Source organism: Flavobacterium endoglycinae (genome assembly GCF_017352115.1).
Taxonomy (GTDB): domain Bacteria; phylum Bacteroidota; class Bacteroidia; order Flavobacteriales; family Flavobacteriaceae; genus Flavobacterium; species Flavobacterium endoglycinae.
Window position 1 is genome coordinate 2,641,422 of sequence record NZ_CP071448.1, and the last position, 16,652, is coordinate 2,658,073.

Genomic DNA, 16,652 nt, shown 5'->3' on the forward strand with positions numbered 1-16,652 from the left:
TTATTTGTTTTTAAGAGATGAAATTTTTGAATTTATCCCAAAAGAAAATACTTTGCTTTCTGTTTGAATATATTGGTAAACAGCCAAAGCTTTATCTTCAAAATTGTAGTTTTCATCTTTAGAAAACTCAATTAAAATATCTGCAAATTGTTCTAATTGATCCCAATCAAAATGAAGACGAGTTAATAAAGTGATTAAATCTTCATTTGAATAATCAATTAAACTTTCAAGGTTTAATCCGAATTCTTTTAGTTGGTTTTCAATATCTGTTTTTTGTATTTGACTCAAGGGATAAGGCACAAAAACAAGAGTTCGTAACGTTTTGAGAACGTTATCAATTCTGATTTTTTCTTCATCTCTTAAACCTTTATTTAACATTTTTAGAATTTATTAGATTTGACAGTAGTTCGGCTGAAAACTAATTTTCCTTTTTGAGGAGTTTCTTCTTTGCCAAAATTCTTTATTGTTCGATACACAAAATACAAAACAGGCAGCGAATAATAAATAAATCCCATACAAATTGGCACATAAGGTTTTTCTATAAATAACCCGCTTGATTTGACTATTTGAAAATAATGAGATTTTTCTAAAAATTCATTTGTGAGTCCAAACGGCGGAACGTATTCATTTCCAATCGCAAGAATCATAATCAAGAAGAAATAGAAAATGACTTTTACAACCGATTTTCCAATCTGTTTCATTCTCACATCTGGAGTTACATTTGAAAAGGCAAAACGCATTCGGTTTAAAACCGTTAGCAGATAAATAATTAAAATATTGGTATTAATAACCGATTCATTAAACGAATAGGCAAATGTGCCATATAAAGGGAAAAATACAAAAAGAGACCATTTTTTTGGCATAATCGCCATAAAAACTCCCGAATGCACCATTATAAACTCAAAGGTCATTAAAATGGCCAGATCATTTATAAGACTTACCGGATAAAGTTCTGGATGTGTCCAGACCATAAAAAATACATAAGCGTAATAAGCCTGAAATCCATATTCGATAAATGAAAATGGCGAGTATTTATTGAGGTTTATATTTAGCATTTATGTCTTTTTCATTTCCTGCAAGGTTTTCAAAACCTTGTAGGTCTTCTTCATAAATAATCCAACTTCGCAATTTATACCTACAAGGTTTTGAAAACCTTGCAGGAAAGTCAATCAGCTGCGACTGAACACTGAAAACTAGTATTGCCCGTATTCCTTCACCGCGTCGATAAACGCTTTTGCGTGGTCTACAGGGATGTTTGGTAAAATTCCGTGACCTAAATTTACCACATATTTGTCTTTTCCAAACTCGTCGATCATTTCATGAACCATTTTCTTGATAGTTGGAATTGGAGAAAGTAATCGTGATGGATCGAAATTTCCTTGTAAAGTAATGTTTCCGCCAGATAAGTAACGTGCGTTTCTTGCAGAACAAGTCCAGTCAACTCCTAATGCAGAAGCACGGCTTTTCCCCATTTCGTTAAGCGCAAACCAACATCCTTTTCCGAAAACAATAACTGGAGTAAGATCTGCTAAAGCCTCAACAATCTGATTGATGTATTTCCATGAAAATTCTTGATAATCAACAGGAGAAAGCATTCCTCCCCAAGAATCAAAAATCTGAACAGCATTAACACCCGCTTTTACTTTTTCTTTTAAATATAAAATGGTGGTATCTGTAATTTTTTGCAATAGACTGTGTGCAGCAACGGGATTTGAAAAACAGAATCCTTTTGCCATATCAAAACTTTTAGAACCTCTTCCTTCAACCGCGTAACAGAAAATTGTCCATGGCGAACCAGCGAAACCAATCAATGGCACTTCGTCGTTCAGCATTTCCTTCGTTAATTTAATAGCATCCATTACATAACCAAGACTTTCTTGAATGTCTGGAACATACACACGTTGAACATCTGCCATCGAGCGAATCGGATTCGGTATAAACGGACCGATATTTTCTTTCATTAAAACTTCAATTCCCATTGCCTGCGGCACTACCAGAATATCCGAAAATAAAATAGCAGCATCTGGAGCGATTCGACGAATTGGCTGAACAGTAATTTCGGCAGCTAATTCTGGGGTCTGACAACGTGTGAAGAAATCGTATTTATCGCGTAATTCGATAAATTCCGGTAAATATCTTCCGGCTTGACGCATCATCCATACCGGCGGACGCTGAACTGTTTCTCCTTTTAATGCTTTTAAAAATAGGTCGTTTTTTAACATTTTTTATTTCTTTATCCTGTAAGGTTTCCAAAACCTTTCAGGTGTTATTGTTGATTAATATAGATACCTCAAGGTTTTGGAAACCTTGCAGGAAATCTTTTTTGTTACTTATATTCGTGAATTACATCCTCGATTACATCCTCAATTGTAGGTTGATCTGCTACGATAATGTTTTTGGTAATTTTTGATAAAGCTTCAGCAGTGGTTTCGCCAATGCAGAAACAGATTTCTTTCTTAATTGTATTATCTTTCAAATAACTTTTCACTCCAGACGGACTAAAAAACAAAATGGCTTCTGGATTTGCTTTTATTTTTTGAGGCTGTAAAGAAGTTTCGTAAACCTCAATTTCATTGAATTTAATGCCATTTTCTTTTAAAGCTTCTGGCAGAATATCTCTTCTTAAATTTCCACTAAAAAAAGTATAGCTTTCCTTTGCGTAAATTAAAGTGATAATTTCGGCTAAATCTGAGGCATAACCTGTGTAAGCAACAACATTAAACCCATTATCGCTTAAAAGGATTTTGGTTTTAAGTCCAACGCAATATACGTTTTTCTTTTTCAGTTCTTCAGATTTTGGATGAGACAAAACACTATGAACAGCATTCTGACTTGTAAAAATCAGATTTTCGTTGAGGTCTTTTAATTCAAAAGATTTGTTTGTGGTTTTGATGAAATCGGCTTCGATTAATTCAATTCCATATTTCTTTAGCTCTTGTTTATGAAGAGGAGATAATATTTTAGTAGATAGTATTTGAACTGGGTTACTCATTAATTATATTTTCAGTTTTATGTGAAATTATCTTGAAAGTATCTGTTAAATGTTGTTTAAAAAAGATCTCTATTCTTCGTAATTTTTATTTATTGTTTTCGAAAGTTTACCAGAGAAAGTATAATAAATCCAATAAAAAGAAGATAAGATTGCAGGAGCTATAAAACTACTTGCTGTTATTTCTACTTTTTTAATATCAGATTTACATAAATTGCCAATTATTTCAATTGTAAGAATTAAAGAAAAGTATATAAATAAATATAAAACATGCATTATATAAAGATTTAATTTTCTTGAAACCTTCATTTTAAATAGTTATTTATTTAAACTTTCTTTGATTTTCTGCATTAATTCTGTTCCGCCGTTATTCAAAATTTCTTGTGCAGAGTTGAAACCTAGTTTCTTCCATTCTGAAATATCAACCGTTTTGTTGATTTCCAGTTTTTGTTTTCCGTCAATAGAAAGTAAAACACCTTGAAAATGTAAGGTGTCTTCGTCTTCATTATACGTAACCAAAGCTCCAATTGGCGCTGTACATCCGCCTTCAAGCGTTCTTAAAAACTGACGTTCTATATGTGTGCAAATTTCAGTTTCGATATCATTTAACTGAGAAAGTGCATCCAGTGTATAATTGTCATTTTCCATTCCCACAACCAACATAGCTCCTTGTGCCGGCGCCGGAATCATCCAGTCTAAATTAATGAAATTTTCTGGTTTTAGGTTAATACGCTCCAAACCAGCAGCTGCAAAAACGGCTCCATCCCAGTCATTGTCTTGCAACTTCTGCATACGTGTGTTTACATTTCCGCGTAAATCAACTACGGTATGATTAGGATATTTATTGAACCATTGTGCCTGACGACGCAGACTTCCAGTTGCAATGGTACTTGGATTTGAAAAATCAGGATTTCCTTTATGAACCAAAATATCTAAAACATTTGCTCTTGGTAAAACTGCACCTTGAACAATACCTTTTGGTAAAGCTGTTGGAACGTCTTTCATAGAATGCACCGCAATATCTATATCACCATTAATCATGGCAATGTCTAACGTTTTGGTAAAAATTCCTGTAATACCAAGTTCGTAAAGAGGTTTGTCCAGAATAATATCACCTTGGGATTTTACGGCCACAATAGAAGTTTTATAACCTAAATCATTTAGTTTTTTCTCTACAGTATGTGCCTGCCAAAGTGCTAATTCGCTGTCACGCGTTCCTATTCTGATTGTTTTTTCAGCCATTTTTTATTTTTTGAACCATATAAGTTATATAAGTAAATTTAAGCAGTTTGGGTAAAACATAAATGTAAATCAAACTTAACATAACTTGTTTTTATTTTTGAACCATATAAGTTATATAAGTAATTTAAAGTGGGTTGGGTAAAACACAGTTTTTAAATGAACTTATATAACTTATATGGTTTAAATCTTAAATTAAGATGCTTTTATTTTGAAGACTTTTTCGATCCATTCGATGCTTTCATCAACCATGGTGTCGTCGTCTTTTAAATGATTTGCGAAATGAGTAGTGATTTTTTGAATGATTCGGTTACTGATGATTTCAGCTTGCTCTTCATTAAAATCGGCAATTTTTTTACTTTGAAAATCCAATTCCGAAACTTTAATGGCATTAAGTTTTTCTTTTAAAGCATTAATAGTTGGAGCGAACTTTCTGCCTTTCATCCAAGTCACAAATTCTTCTTTGATTTCCTCGATGATCGCTTCAGCTGCTGGAATATGCAGTTTTCTGTTTTCCAAAGTTTCGTCTGTCAATTGAGACAAATAATCCATATGGATCAAAGTTACGCCTTCTAATTCCTCAACATTTTCATTTACATTTTTCGGAATTGATAAATCTAAAATCAATAACGGTTTTTTCAGATTTAAAATCGCTTTGTCAACTGTGGGGTTTTGAGCGCCTGTGGCTACAACCACAACATCGGCTTTTTGAAGTTCTAAATGCAATTCAGAATAATCTTTAACAATCAAATTCAGTTTTCCTGCTAATTTCTCTGCTTTGTCTTTAGTACGATTTATTAAAGTAATGTGTTCGTTTTTAGTATGTTTTACTAAATTCTCACATGTATTTCTTCCAATTTTTCCAGTTCCGAAAAGCAAAATGTTTTTATTACTGATGTCTTCTACATTTTTAAGAATGTATTGTACCGATGCGAAAGAAACCGAAGTAGCTCCAGAACTGATTTCAGTTTCTGTTTTAATTCTCTTGCTCGCCTGAATAACTGCATTTATGAGTCTTTCCATAAAAGCATTTGCTAAACCTAAAGACTTTGAGTGAATAAAACTGGTTTTAATTTGAGATATAATTTCAAAATCGCCTAAGATCTGACTATCTAAACCAGTTCCTACGCGAAATAAATGATTGATTGCTTCTTGATTTTTATAAACGAAACCCACTTTTTGAAAAGCGTCGACCGAACCATTGCTGTTGTCACAAATCAATTTGATTAATTGAAATGGGTGTTCTGCAAAACCATAAATTTCGGTTCTGTTGCAGGTTGAAGTAACTATTAAACTTTCTATTCCTTCGTTTTTAGCTTGCTCTAGTAAGCGAGTCTTCGCAACAGCATCCAAACTAAATTGACCTCTGACCTCAGCATCAGCTTTTTTATAACTCAGACCAACTGAGTAAAAATAAAGGTGTTTCGGTACGTTATTGTTTTCCATAAATTCACTTTCATAAAAGTGCAACAAAATTATCACTATAGCATTGATAAAAATAACGCTAAAAGTACTTTTTATGTCGCTATATGTTTTTTTGAACCTAAATAGGTGTTTTTGAGTAAAAAGGACTACTTTTGTAGCAAAATCAACTCATTAGAAGTGATTAGTTTAGAGTGATTCTAAATAACATTTGAAGTTTGTCTTGATTTTCGTTTCAAAAAAATATCGCTATGGGTTCTCAAGAAATTATAAAAATTGAAGACGACTTTACGCTGATTCGTTTTCAAAATGACAGTCTGGAGCCATTTTATGCACAACATGAAATTGGTACTGGCTTGATACAGTTTCACTTCGGGATAAAAGGAAATGCCAAATTCTTGTTCAATCAAGGTAATTATGCTTTAGAATTGAAAGAAGAAAAATCACTGCTTTTATACAATCCGCAGAAAGAATTACCGCTTAATTTAGAACTCGCCCCAAATTCGTGGGTGATTTCGGTAATTGTTTCCATCAAGAAATTTCACGCGTTATTTTCTGCCGAAGCGGACTATATTACTTTTTTAAGTCCTGATAATAAGGATAAAAAGTATTATAACGAAGGAAACATCAGTCCGTCGATGGCAATTGTGTTGAGTCAGCTGTTTCATTACAATCTTCACCCTTCGATCAAAAACCTGTATTATAAAGGAAAAGGATACGAATTGTTGAGTTTGTATTTCAACAGAACCGAAGATCCAAATGCAGAACAATGTCCGTTTTTAATTGATGAAGATAATGTACTGAAAATCCGAAAAGCCAAAGAAATCGTAATTGCTAATATGGCCGAACCGCCGGGACTACAAGAACTGGCAGATGAGATTGGTTTGAATTTGAAAAAACTCAAAATGGGCTTCAAACAAATTTACGGCGACACGGTTTACGGTTTTCTATTCGATTACAAAATGGATTTCGCTAGAAAACTATTAGACAGCGGTTCTTATAATGTAAATGAAGTGGGATTGAAAATTGGTTACAGCACCGGAAGTCATTTTATTGCTGCTTTCAAAAAGAAATTCGGAACAACACCTAAAAAGTATTTGATGTCGATTAATGCGAATGTTAGTTAGCCACAAATTCACGAATTAGCACAGAATAGAATCTGCTAAATCTCCCGAATCTGCGAGAGAAAATTTCACAAATGCGATAAAATAAATTTTGAATATTCAACAATAATTAAAAAGTAATAATTATCATATTTCGAAAAAGTTCCAAGTTCTACTTTTGCCGAAATTTTTAAAAACAAATAAAAAGCTTAAAGCCTAGAGCTTAAAACCTAAAAACAGAAAAAACATGAAAGGCGTATTATTAGTAAACTTAGGTTCTCCAGACAGCCCAACTCCAAAAGATGTAAAACCGTATTTAGATGAATTTTTAATGGATAAATATGTAATTGACGTTCCATATTTATTAAGAGCATTATTAGTTCGCGGTATTATTTTAAGAAAAAGACCTGAAGAATCGGCGCACGCTTACGCAAAAATTTGGTGGGAAGAAGGTTCTCCATTAATCGTTCTTTCAGAAAGAATGCAGCATAAAGTACAGCCTTTAGTAAATGTGCCAGTTTCGCTGGCAATGCGTTATGGAAGCATGACTATTGAAAAAGGACTTCAGGAATTAAGCGATAAAGGAGTTACAGATGTTCTTCTTTTTCCATTATATCCGCAGTATGCAATGGCATCGACTTTGACCATTTTGGTTAAGGCAGAAGAAATTCGCAAAAAGAAATTTCCTCATATGAAATTTACCGATGTTCCTGCATTTTATAACAAGCCAGATTACATCAAAAACTTGGCAGATTCTATCCAGAAACACTTAGTTGGGTTTGAATACGATCATTTATTGTTTTCATATCATGGAATTCCAGAGCGTCATATTCGTAAAACCGATGTGACGAAATCACATTGTAAAATTGACGGTTCATGCTGTAATACGCCATCGCCGGCGCACGAATTCTGTTATCGTCACCAATGTTATGAAACAACTAGACAGGTTGTTAAACTACTAGGACTTCCAGAAGACAAATACAGTTTAACTTTCCAATCTCGTTTAGCAGGTGATAAATGGTTAGAACCATACACGGATGTTGAAATTGACAATATGCCGTCAAAAGGAATTAAAAAGTTGGCGGTTGTAACACCAGCTTTCGTTTCAGACTGTCTTGAAACTTTGGAGGAAATCGCAATGCGTGCCAAAGAAGATTTTGAAGCAAATGGAGGAGAAGATTTCTTAGCAGTTCCATGTTTAAATGACGATGATGAATGGTGTCAGACAGTTGCAAATTGGATTAACGATTGGGCGAAATAAAGAAAATAGAAGAAAGAGTAAAGAAAAAAGACTTTCATAATGGAGTATTATAATTACTTAAAATCACTGCATCTTATTTTTGTCATAACTTGGTTTGCAGGTTTATTTTATATTGTGCGTTTGTTTGTGTATCAAATTGAAGCCAGTGAAAAACCTTCTCCTGAAAAGGAAATTTTGCAGGCGCAATATAAAATTATGGCCTACCGTTTGTGGTACATTATTACATGGCCATCGGCAGTTTTGGCGAGTATTTTTGCTTTTTGGATGTTGTTTTTTACAGATGCCGGTCATGTTTGGATCACAATGCCTTGGATGCATGTAAAACTGTGTTTTGTTTTCCTTTTGTATTTGTACCACGCAAAATGCCATCAGATTTTTAAGCAACTGCAAAACGATGAGGTAAAATATTCGAACAACTTCATGCGTTTATGGAACGAAGGCGCTACGATTATTTTGTTTGCCGTTGTTTTTTTAGTAGTTTTAAAAAGTGCGATCAACTGGATCTTCGGCGTAATCGGAATTATTGTATTCTCGGTTTTAATTATGCTGGGTTTTAGATTTTACAAACGAATAAGAGAGAAGAAATAGTTTTCAGTCGCAGTGACAGTTTTCAGTTTTGCTGAGACTGAGACTGAGACTGAGACTGAGACTGAACACTAAAAACATGCTAAACAACTTCAAAATGTCAATGCTTTCGCTTCGTACCAGGATTTTCCTGTCGATGATTGTATTGATTGTCGTGGCATCTTTTTTATTAGCTTCGATTTCGATTATTCAGTTTAAAACTGAGGCCAAAGAATACCACCAAGAACGTTTAGAGCGAAAAGAAAACGCCGTCAAAGAACACATCAATTATGTTCTGGCAACTACAACTTATCCGCTGAAAACCCAAAATTTGGATTTGATTTTTAAAGACAAAATCCATGAATTGGCTCAGATTCACAAAATTGAAATCAATATTTACAGCCTTGACGGAAAACTTTTAAAATCATCCAAAGAATCTTTTGCTGTTGATAAAATTGCACCGCCAATTCCTGAATACATTCTAAAACTGGTTCGTTCTTCTATCGAAAAACGTTTTGTAGATATTAAAACGATTGACGGAGTTAAAAACCGATCTTCGTACAGTTTGATAAAAGACGAAAAATTCAAACCACTAGGAATCCTAAATCTTCCGTATTTAGAAGACGACGGATATTACGACAACGAATTGAATACATTCCTAATTCGTTTAAGCCAGGTCTATTCTTTCATGCTGATTGTGGCTTTTGCGTTGGCATATTTCCTTTCTACCTATATTACCAAATCACTAAAGACCATTTCAGATCGTTTGGAGGAAACCAATCTGGATCAGAAAAATGAGAAGATTGTTTTGGAGGCAAACAGCAAAGAAGTCAATTTCTTAATAAGAGCTTATAATGGAATGGTGGACAAATTGGAAACCAGCGCGATTAAACTAGCACAAAGCGAACGTGAAGAAGCGTGGCGTGAGATGGCGAAACAAGTAGCACATGAAATTAAAAATCCGCTGACGCCGATGCGTTTGACGGTTCAGAGTTTCCAAAGAAAATTTGATCCAAATGATCCTGATGTTAAGCAGAAGATGAATGATTACTCCGAAACCTTAATTCAGCAGATTGATACCATGACAGCGGTTGCATCGGCATTTTCGAATTTTGCTTCGATGCCGGCTCAGCAAAATGAAACCTTGAATGTTGTTGAAGTCGTAGAACTGGCTTTGGATATTTTCAACGAAGATTATATTTCTTTTGAAAAAGAAGAGGAGGAAATCATCTCCAAAATGGACCGTACGCAATTAATTCGTGTAATTACCAATTTGGTTAAAAATGCCACTCAAGCAATTTCTGAAAGCCAATTTCAAAAATCAATTGTGGTTTCGGTAAAAAGAAGAAATAACAATGTCGAAATTGCCGTAAAAGACAACGGTATCGGAATCCAAAAACAAGATATAGGCCGAATCTTCGAACCAAAATTTACCACTAAAACCAGCGGTATGGGACTTGGACTTGGAATTATTAAAAACATTATCGAAAATTACAAAGGAACAATTACCTTTGAATCAACTTACGGAAAGGGAACCACATTTAGAGTTTCCCTGCCTATCACCAACTCTTAAAATAAGTGTTATGAGCTACGAAAATATTTTAGTTTCTATTGAAGAAAGAATTGCTACCATTACCATTAACAGACCTGCTAAATTAAACGCTTTAAACAAAGCGACAATTAGTGATCTAAGTAAAGCCGTTACTGCTTTAGGAAGCGACGAAAATGTTCGTGTAATTATTATAACCGGAACGGGCGAAAAAGCGTTTGTGGCCGGAGCTGATATTTCGGAATTTGCTAATTATACGGTTGTCGAAGGCGCACAACTGGCTGCCGAAGGGCAAGAAAACTTATTTGATTTTATCGAAAAATTGAGAAAACCAGTTATTGCAGCTGTAAATGGTTTTGCTCTTGGAGGCGGACTGGAACTCGCTATGGCTTGCCATTTCAGAATAGCTTCAGATAATGCTAAAATGGGACTTCCAGAAGTAACCTTAGGGTTGATTCCAGGTTACGGAGGAACACAGCGTCTGCCGCAGTTAGTAGGAAAGGGCCGTGCGATGGAAATGATTATGACAGCTGCTATGATTTCTGCAGAAGAAGCAAAACAATACGGTTTAGTAAATCATGTAGTACCGCAGACGGAACTTTTATCTTTTACAAACGTAATTGCTCAAAAAATCATTAAAAATGCACCCTTTGCGATTGGAAAAGCCATCAAATCGATCAATGCTAATTTCGAAGACGGTAAAAATGGTTTTGATACCGAAATAAAATCATTTGGAGAATGTTTCGGAACAGCCGATTTTAAAGAAGGTACAACTGCATTTTTAGAAAAACGTAAAGCCGAATTTACAGGAAAATAATTTTTTTAACCGCAAAAGCGCTAAGATTTACGCAAAGCACAACGAAATAAAAAACTTTGCGAACCTTGCGTAAATCTTAGCGACCTTTGCGGTTAAATTAAACATACAGAGGATAAAAACTTATCCTCTTAATACCTCAGAACCTTAGCCTCTTAAAAAAAATGTACGAACCAATATTTGCCCTTTTTTGTGAACGTGTTAAAGAAAGCATCCAAAACGGAACTTTCGCAAAACTTACTTTGGCTAAAACAATGGGCGATACAGAACTCAAAAATGTATATTTCCGATTGGTTCTCAATGAAGACAACACTTTCTCAATCTCATTAACCTTCCGATACAAAACAGAAGAAATAGAAAGCATTCATACTTTAGACGAAGCTCTATTGATTTTAGGTTCGCACATTAAAAAACCGTTCTTAACAGCACTTTTGTTTACTACTGATGCTGATGTTACTTTCAAAGTAAACAAGAAAAATGCAGGAAGTATTATTGAACAAGCACCAACTTTTAAAAATGCCTCTCCTGTAATGCTGGAGATGATTGAAAAGGGAATTGTGTGAAATGTTAAAGTTACACGTTTTTTAAATAATGTAGGAAAAACACCTTATTTTTGCTGAAAATTTCTATTTTAAAGATAATTTCAGATGAATGTGTATAGACTATCAAGCCGGTTAAAAGTTTTTATTTTCCTTTTTTCAGTGCTGCAGATATTGGTGTTGAGCAGTTTACTGTTAATTCCGTTTATTGATCTGCCATCTAATTCGCGCGCGTATCAGTTGTATGATTTCTGCTGTTCTTCTGCTTATTTACACGTAATTCTGCTAATATTGATTGTGGCGGCTATTATTGTTGCGTTTCTTTTAGTAATTAATGTTTTTAAAAGAAAAGTAATCTTTACAAGTGATTCCATTATTTCAAAAAGTATCTTTAGTACCCAAAAACTAATATTCAGTGATATAAAAGGATATAAGATTAGACATTCTATCCTTTACATCATTACAAATTCTAACGAAAAACGCCGTCTTGTAATCAATCTTTTTACTTTTGATCGGACAGATAATCTTTTGCGTAATCTAGAAATGCGTTTTACCAATTTAGATTTCTAAAGAAAAGATTTTCCTTAAACCAGTTTCACAAATAGGTTAGAAGCAATTTTATTAGAAAAAGACAATTCATGTTCGTTTACTTTAATTTTTACCGATAAATCGAAAGATTCTTTAGATAAAAATTCAATTTTAGAACCCAGCGCGATTCCCTGTTTGTCTAGATATTTTAGGAATTCAGAAGAAGTATCTTTTACACCCACGCAAATTCCGATTTGGTTTTCTTCCAATTCAGATAAAAGTTGTTTTTCAATCTTAATAATTCGGCCGTTTGCATCTGGAATCGGATCACCGTGTGGATCTTCTGTGGGATTACCCAGAAAATCATCCAAACGGTTAATCAATTGTTCAGATTTAATATGTTCCAGCTGTTCCGCAATTTCATGCACTTCATCCCAGCTAAAATTCAGCTTTTCCACTAAAAATACTTCCCATAAACGATGTTTTCTCACAATCATTTTGGCAGCCAGTTTTCCGTTTTCTGTCAATGAAACACCTTGGTATTTTTTATAATTCACCAAATCTTTCTCTGCCAGTTTTTTTAGCATATCCGTTACAGAGGAAGCTTTTGTTTCCATGATTTCCGCAATAGCATTGGTACTGACTTCAGTTTCTGAAGCAGCCGTCAAGTGATATATCGATTTTAAGTAGTTTTCTTCTGAAAAAGTCATTTATTTGAGGTTCAAAGGTTCAAAGGTTCAAAGGTTCAAAGGTTCAGAGGTTCAGAGGTTCAGAGGTTCAAAGGGAAAACTTTGTCCCTTTGAACCTCTGAGCCTTTGCCCCTTTTATTTAACAATCAACAAAGGTATCGAAATTTTATGTCTCAATTTGTCTACTGTTGTGCCAAAAAGAATATCTTTTAAGCCAGTATGGCCGTGGGTTCCCATTACTAGTATATCAAAAAAACCATTGTTGATGATTTCTGGGATTATCTTAGCTGGTTTTCCAAAACCAAGTTCTGTTTCGATGTTGAAACCTTTCTGCGAAAGCATTTCTTTGTATTCTAATAATAGTTTTTCATCAATAGTAGTTTCATGATCGTGAACGTGAATTCCGTACATCAAAGCGCCAACGGTTTCAACAATATGAATAAGCGTGTATTTCGCCTCTATTCCTCCCAATTCGAAGGCATGATTAAGAGCAGCTTCATCGGCACTTGTAAAATCGACAGAAACCGCAATATTTTTAACTTCCTGAGTTTTCTTTTGTGAGAAATGAAGCTTCAGGTTATGAGGCGAATGATTGATGGTTTTTTCTTTGAATTTGGCAATAAACGGTTTAAAAATGATATACAGCAATAATCCCGCAAATCCAAAAGCCAACGGAATTACGGTAAACCACAACAACGTTGGATTGTTCGAATTTTGAAGCCAAGAAGTGATTTCGTCATAAACCAATTTTGCATTCAACGAAACAATGATTGAAGCAATAATCCACGAAACAACCTGAGTAGTTCGAGAAATATGAAAACCATTCATTTTCGATTTATCGCTTACAAAGTGAATGAGAGGAATAATTGCAAACCCTAACTGCAGACTCAGAATGACCTGACTTAGGATTAATAATTTTCCGGTAACATCTTCGCCATAAATGTAAATCACGATTAAGGCAGGAACAATGGCAATTAAACGTGTAATGATTCTACGAACCCAAGGCTGGATTCTAAAATGCAGATAACCTTCCATTACAATCTGTCCGGCAAGTGTTCCCGTAACTGTCGAACTTTGTCCGGCAGCAATTAAAGCAACGGCAAATAAAATAGGCGCCCATTTGGTTCCTAATAAAGGTTGCAGGAATTGATGTGCATCCTGAATTTCGGCAACTTCAAACATTCCATTTTTATGAAAAGTGGCTGCGGCCAGAATTAAAATGGCAGCATTTACAAAAAAAGCAAGATTTAAAGCAATTGTAGAATCGATCAAATTGTATTTTAAAGCTTGTTTGATTCCTGCTGGCGTTCTGTCAAACTTTCGGGTTTGTACCAAAGAAGAATGTAGGTATAAGTTATGCGGCATTACTGTAGCACCAATAATTCCGATCGCAATATACAAAGCGGCTGAATTTGGAATAGAAGGAACAAGTCCGCCAATGATTTTGTGGATTTCAGGTTCGGCAAAAATCATTTCAAAAATGAAAGAGAAACCAATAATTGCCACCAGAGCAATTATAAAAGCTTCCATTTTGCGGATTCCTTTATTGATAAGAAATAAAAGAATAAAAGTATCCAGAACGGTAATCAAAACGCCTTCAAGAAGAGGAATTCCAAATAAAAGATTAATCCCGATCGCCATTCCTAAAACTTCTGCTAAATCACAGGCTGCAATGGCAATTTCGGCTAAAAAATATAAAATATAGTTGATGTATTTCGAATAGGTCTCTCTAGAAGCCTGAGCCAAATCACGCTGGGTAACAATTCCAAGACGTGCGCTCAAACTCTGTAGAAGCAATGCCATTAAATTACTCATTAATAAAACCCAGACAAGTGTATAACCAAACTGGCTTCCGCCTGCAATATCAGTGGCCCAGTTTCCTGGGTCCATATAGCCAACGCTTACTAAATATGCTGGTCCTAAAAAGGCTAATATTTTTCGGAATCCTGTTTTTTTATGTTGTGTCGAAACGGATTCGTGTACTTCTTCTAATGATTTAGTCATTGTTAAAATATTGATTTCTCAAATATATAGAAAAATTATATTCGCTCAACAATATTTTTAGACTCGTCTAAAACTTAAATGTTAGAATTCAAACATTTTGGACACAATCCCGAAAGTGTAAAGTTTATTTCGTTGACTTTATAATTGTGAGGCATTATATAACTTGGTTTCACGGTTTCAAGACATGTAATCTCATGACATTTCTCACAGCTGAAATGTGCGTGATTATGAATATGAACACGCTGATGAGAATGATTGCATTTTGCATATTTTACTGTTCCGTCAAGATTTGATATTTTATGAATGATATCTTCATTCACCAGACGATCTAAGATTCGGTAGATCGTCACTCGATCACAGATATCGTTTAATAATTTCTGAATTTCGGAATGAGAGAGTGCTGTTTTAGATTTCTCAAAAACCTCTAAAATGGCTGTCTTTGCTGTAGTATTTCGTGTCGTTTTCATTTTTAGCAGAATTAAAAATTTATAGCAACAATGTTGCGTTTTGTAAAATAATGTATATTTGCAACATTATTGCATTAAACAAATGTACACGATATGAAGAAAACAACCACATCTTTTTACGATATTTTAGGAATTTCAAGTGCCACGCTTTGTCTGGTTCATTGTTTGATTTTTCCAATTTTAGCCATCCTGCCTTTGGGCTTTGTACACAATCCAATTATCGATTTGCTGTTTGCTTCACTAGGTCTATTTGCGATTCTCAAAATTATAAAAAATTCGGCTCTTTTGATCTCAGCGATATTAGTAGTATCAATGAGTTTAATTTGGATCAGTATTTTGAGCGAACTTTTTTTCGAGATGCATCTCGATTTAATTTACTATGGTGGAATTGGAATGATTATAGGGCATTTAATTAATTACAAGTTACACAGAAAACAAAATCATTAAAAATAAAAATATGGAAAAGAAACATTTTGAAGTGATTATCGTTGGCGGAAGCTACAGCGGATTATCGGCTGCAATGAGTTTGGGACGTTCTTTGCGTAAAGTTTTGGTTATCGATAGTGGCCTGCCATGTAACAGACAAACACCACATTCTCATAATTTTATTACACAAGACGGCGAAAAGCCAGCTGTTATTTCGGCGAAAGCCAAATTGCAGGTTGACATTTACAAAACCGTTCAATTTTATAATGGACTTGCGGTAAAAGCACTTCAAATAGATAAAGGTTTTGAAATTGAAACCGAATCTGGAGATGTTTTTACTGCAAGAAAAGTATTGTTTGCAACCGGAGTAAAAGATTTGTTTCCGAAAATTGATGGTTTTGCAGATTGCTGGGGGATTTCGGTTTTACATTGTCCGTATTGTCATGGTTATGAAGTCAAAAATGAAAAAACGGCCATTATTGCTAATGGCGAAATGGGATTTGAATATGCAAAACTGATTTCGAACTGGACAAAAGACCTTCGTTTGTGTACCAATGGAAAATCTGAATTGACTTTGGAACAAACGCAAATTCTTAAAAATCATGGTGTTTTGATCTTAGAAAATGAAATTGATTCTTTAGAACATAATGAAGGTTATGTTTCGAATATCATTTTCAAAAACGAAGAAAAAATTTCTGTAAAAGCCATTTATGCTAAAGTTCCTTTTGAACAGCATTGTTCTTTACCAGAAGAGTTAGGCTGTGAAATCAATGAACAGGGCTATTTGAAAGTTGATTTTATGCAGAAAACAACCGTTCCAGGAATTTTCGGAAGTGGCGATGCTACCACTCAAATGCGTTCTGTGGCGTTGGCTGTTTCTTCTGGATCTTTCGCGGGAGCGGTAATTAACAAGGAACTTATCGACGAAGATTTTGTATGATGCTTCACCCGACAGATTTTTAAACCTTTTGGGTTTTAATTCAATAGCCCCTATCTTCAGCTAGGGGGTTATGATTTTGATTAGAAAAGGGCTTTAGCCAAACCTGCATTTTTTGGCT

The 16,652-nt window shown here is 34.5% G+C and carries 19 protein-coding genes; 10 read left to right on the forward strand and 9 right to left on the reverse strand.

The window, feature by feature from the left end; genetic code table 11:
- From J0383_RS11510 to hemA, 6 genes are all read right to left on the reverse strand, one after another.
- Nucleotides 1-378 (reverse strand): hypothetical protein, encoded by a 378-nt coding sequence (locus tag J0383_RS11510; RefSeq protein WP_207298521.1) that lies wholly within the window; start codon nucleotides 376-378, stop codon nucleotides 1-3.
- Between the two features lie 2 nt (nucleotides 379-380).
- On the reverse strand, nucleotides 381-1,055 hold the full coding sequence (locus J0383_RS11515) for a hypothetical protein (RefSeq protein WP_207298522.1): 675 nt from the start codon (nucleotides 1,053-1,055) through the stop codon (nucleotides 381-383).
- 138 nt (nucleotides 1,056-1,193) lie between these two features.
- Entirely contained in the window at nucleotides 1,194-2,222 is a 1,029-nt protein-coding gene (gene hemE, locus J0383_RS11520; RefSeq protein ID WP_207298523.1) for a uroporphyrinogen decarboxylase, read from the reverse strand.
- A gap of 104 nt (nucleotides 2,223-2,326) precedes the next feature.
- Nucleotides 2,327-2,992: a uroporphyrinogen-III synthase gene (locus J0383_RS11525; RefSeq protein WP_207298524.1), complete on the reverse strand. Its 666-nt coding sequence runs from the start codon at nucleotides 2,990-2,992 to the stop codon at nucleotides 2,327-2,329.
- A gap of 315 nt (nucleotides 2,993-3,307) precedes the next feature.
- Nucleotides 3,308-4,231, reverse strand: coding sequence for a hydroxymethylbilane synthase (gene hemC / locus J0383_RS11530; RefSeq protein WP_207298525.1), 924 nt, complete (start codon nucleotides 4,229-4,231; stop codon nucleotides 3,308-3,310).
- 192 nt (nucleotides 4,232-4,423) lie between these two features.
- Nucleotides 4,424-5,674 carry a glutamyl-tRNA reductase gene (gene hemA, locus J0383_RS11535; protein ID WP_207298526.1) on the reverse strand — a complete coding sequence of 417 codons (1,251 nt, stop codon included), beginning with the start codon at nucleotides 5,672-5,674 and terminating at the stop codon, nucleotides 4,424-4,426.
- 227 nt (nucleotides 5,675-5,901) lie between these two features.
- Here hemA and J0383_RS11540 point away from each other — a divergent pair, with 227 nt between their 5' ends.
- The 8 genes from J0383_RS11540 to J0383_RS11570 all read left to right on the forward strand — a co-directional run bounded on the left by J0383_RS11540 (nucleotide 5,902) and on the right by J0383_RS11570 (nucleotide 12,050).
- Nucleotides 5,902-6,777 (forward strand): AraC family transcriptional regulator, encoded by an 876-nt coding sequence (locus J0383_RS11540; RefSeq protein ID WP_207298527.1) that lies wholly within the window; start codon nucleotides 5,902-5,904, stop codon nucleotides 6,775-6,777.
- 223 nt (nucleotides 6,778-7,000) lie between these two features.
- Nucleotides 7,001-8,014: a ferrochelatase gene (gene hemH / locus J0383_RS11545; RefSeq protein ID WP_207298528.1), complete on the forward strand. Its 1,014-nt coding sequence runs from the start codon at nucleotides 7,001-7,003 to the stop codon at nucleotides 8,012-8,014.
- Between the two features lie 39 nt (nucleotides 8,015-8,053).
- Nucleotides 8,054-8,602, forward strand: coding sequence for a CopD family protein (locus tag J0383_RS11550; RefSeq protein ID WP_207298529.1), 549 nt, complete (start codon nucleotides 8,054-8,056; stop codon nucleotides 8,600-8,602).
- A gap of 141 nt (nucleotides 8,603-8,743) precedes the next feature.
- On the forward strand, nucleotides 8,744-8,797 hold the full coding sequence (locus tag J0383_RS23845; protein ID WP_373921625.1) for a hypothetical protein: 54 nt from the start codon (nucleotides 8,744-8,746) through the stop codon (nucleotides 8,795-8,797).
- Nucleotides 8,787-10,151 (forward strand): sensor histidine kinase, encoded by a 1,365-nt coding sequence (locus J0383_RS11555; protein ID WP_373921626.1) that lies wholly within the window; start codon nucleotides 8,787-8,789, stop codon nucleotides 10,149-10,151. The genes J0383_RS23845 and J0383_RS11555 overlap by 11 nt, the downstream gene beginning before the upstream one ends.
- A gap of 10 nt (nucleotides 10,152-10,161) precedes the next feature.
- On the forward strand, nucleotides 10,162-10,944 hold the full coding sequence (locus J0383_RS11560; protein WP_207298530.1) for an enoyl-CoA hydratase/isomerase family protein: 783 nt from the start codon (nucleotides 10,162-10,164) through the stop codon (nucleotides 10,942-10,944).
- A 161-nt stretch (nucleotides 10,945-11,105) separates the two neighbouring features.
- On the forward strand, nucleotides 11,106-11,504 hold the full coding sequence (locus J0383_RS11565; protein ID WP_207298531.1) for a hypothetical protein: 399 nt from the start codon (nucleotides 11,106-11,108) through the stop codon (nucleotides 11,502-11,504).
- Between the two features lie 84 nt (nucleotides 11,505-11,588).
- The gene (locus tag J0383_RS11570) at nucleotides 11,589-12,050 is read left to right on the forward strand and encodes a hypothetical protein (RefSeq protein WP_207298532.1); all 462 of its coding nucleotides are present in this window, start codon (nucleotides 11,589-11,591) and stop codon (nucleotides 12,048-12,050) included.
- A gap of 14 nt (nucleotides 12,051-12,064) precedes the next feature.
- Here the strand turns inward: J0383_RS11570 and J0383_RS11575 are convergent, their stop codons facing one another.
- From J0383_RS11575 to J0383_RS11585, 3 genes are all read right to left on the reverse strand, one after another.
- Nucleotides 12,065-12,718, reverse strand: coding sequence for a metal-dependent transcriptional regulator (locus J0383_RS11575; RefSeq protein WP_207298533.1), 654 nt, complete (start codon nucleotides 12,716-12,718; stop codon nucleotides 12,065-12,067).
- A 114-nt stretch (nucleotides 12,719-12,832) separates the two neighbouring features.
- The gene (locus J0383_RS11580; protein ID WP_207298534.1) at nucleotides 12,833-14,701 is read right to left on the reverse strand and encodes an Nramp family divalent metal transporter; all 1,869 of its coding nucleotides are present in this window, start codon (nucleotides 14,699-14,701) and stop codon (nucleotides 12,833-12,835) included.
- Between the two features lie 74 nt (nucleotides 14,702-14,775).
- The gene (locus tag J0383_RS11585; RefSeq protein ID WP_207298535.1) at nucleotides 14,776-15,168 is read right to left on the reverse strand and encodes a Fur family transcriptional regulator; all 393 of its coding nucleotides are present in this window, start codon (nucleotides 15,166-15,168) and stop codon (nucleotides 14,776-14,778) included.
- Nucleotides 15,169-15,261: 93 nt separating this feature from the next.
- Between J0383_RS11585 and J0383_RS11590 the strand changes: the two genes are divergently transcribed.
- Together J0383_RS11590 and J0383_RS11595 are read left to right on the forward strand one after the other, a co-directional pair.
- On the forward strand, nucleotides 15,262-15,615 hold the full coding sequence (locus J0383_RS11590; protein WP_207298536.1) for a MerC domain-containing protein: 354 nt from the start codon (nucleotides 15,262-15,264) through the stop codon (nucleotides 15,613-15,615).
- A 10-nt stretch (nucleotides 15,616-15,625) separates the two neighbouring features.
- Nucleotides 15,626-16,534 (forward strand): NAD(P)/FAD-dependent oxidoreductase, encoded by a 909-nt coding sequence (locus tag J0383_RS11595; protein ID WP_207298537.1) that lies wholly within the window; start codon nucleotides 15,626-15,628, stop codon nucleotides 16,532-16,534.
- The last annotated feature ends 118 nt before the right edge of the window (nucleotides 16,535-16,652 follow it).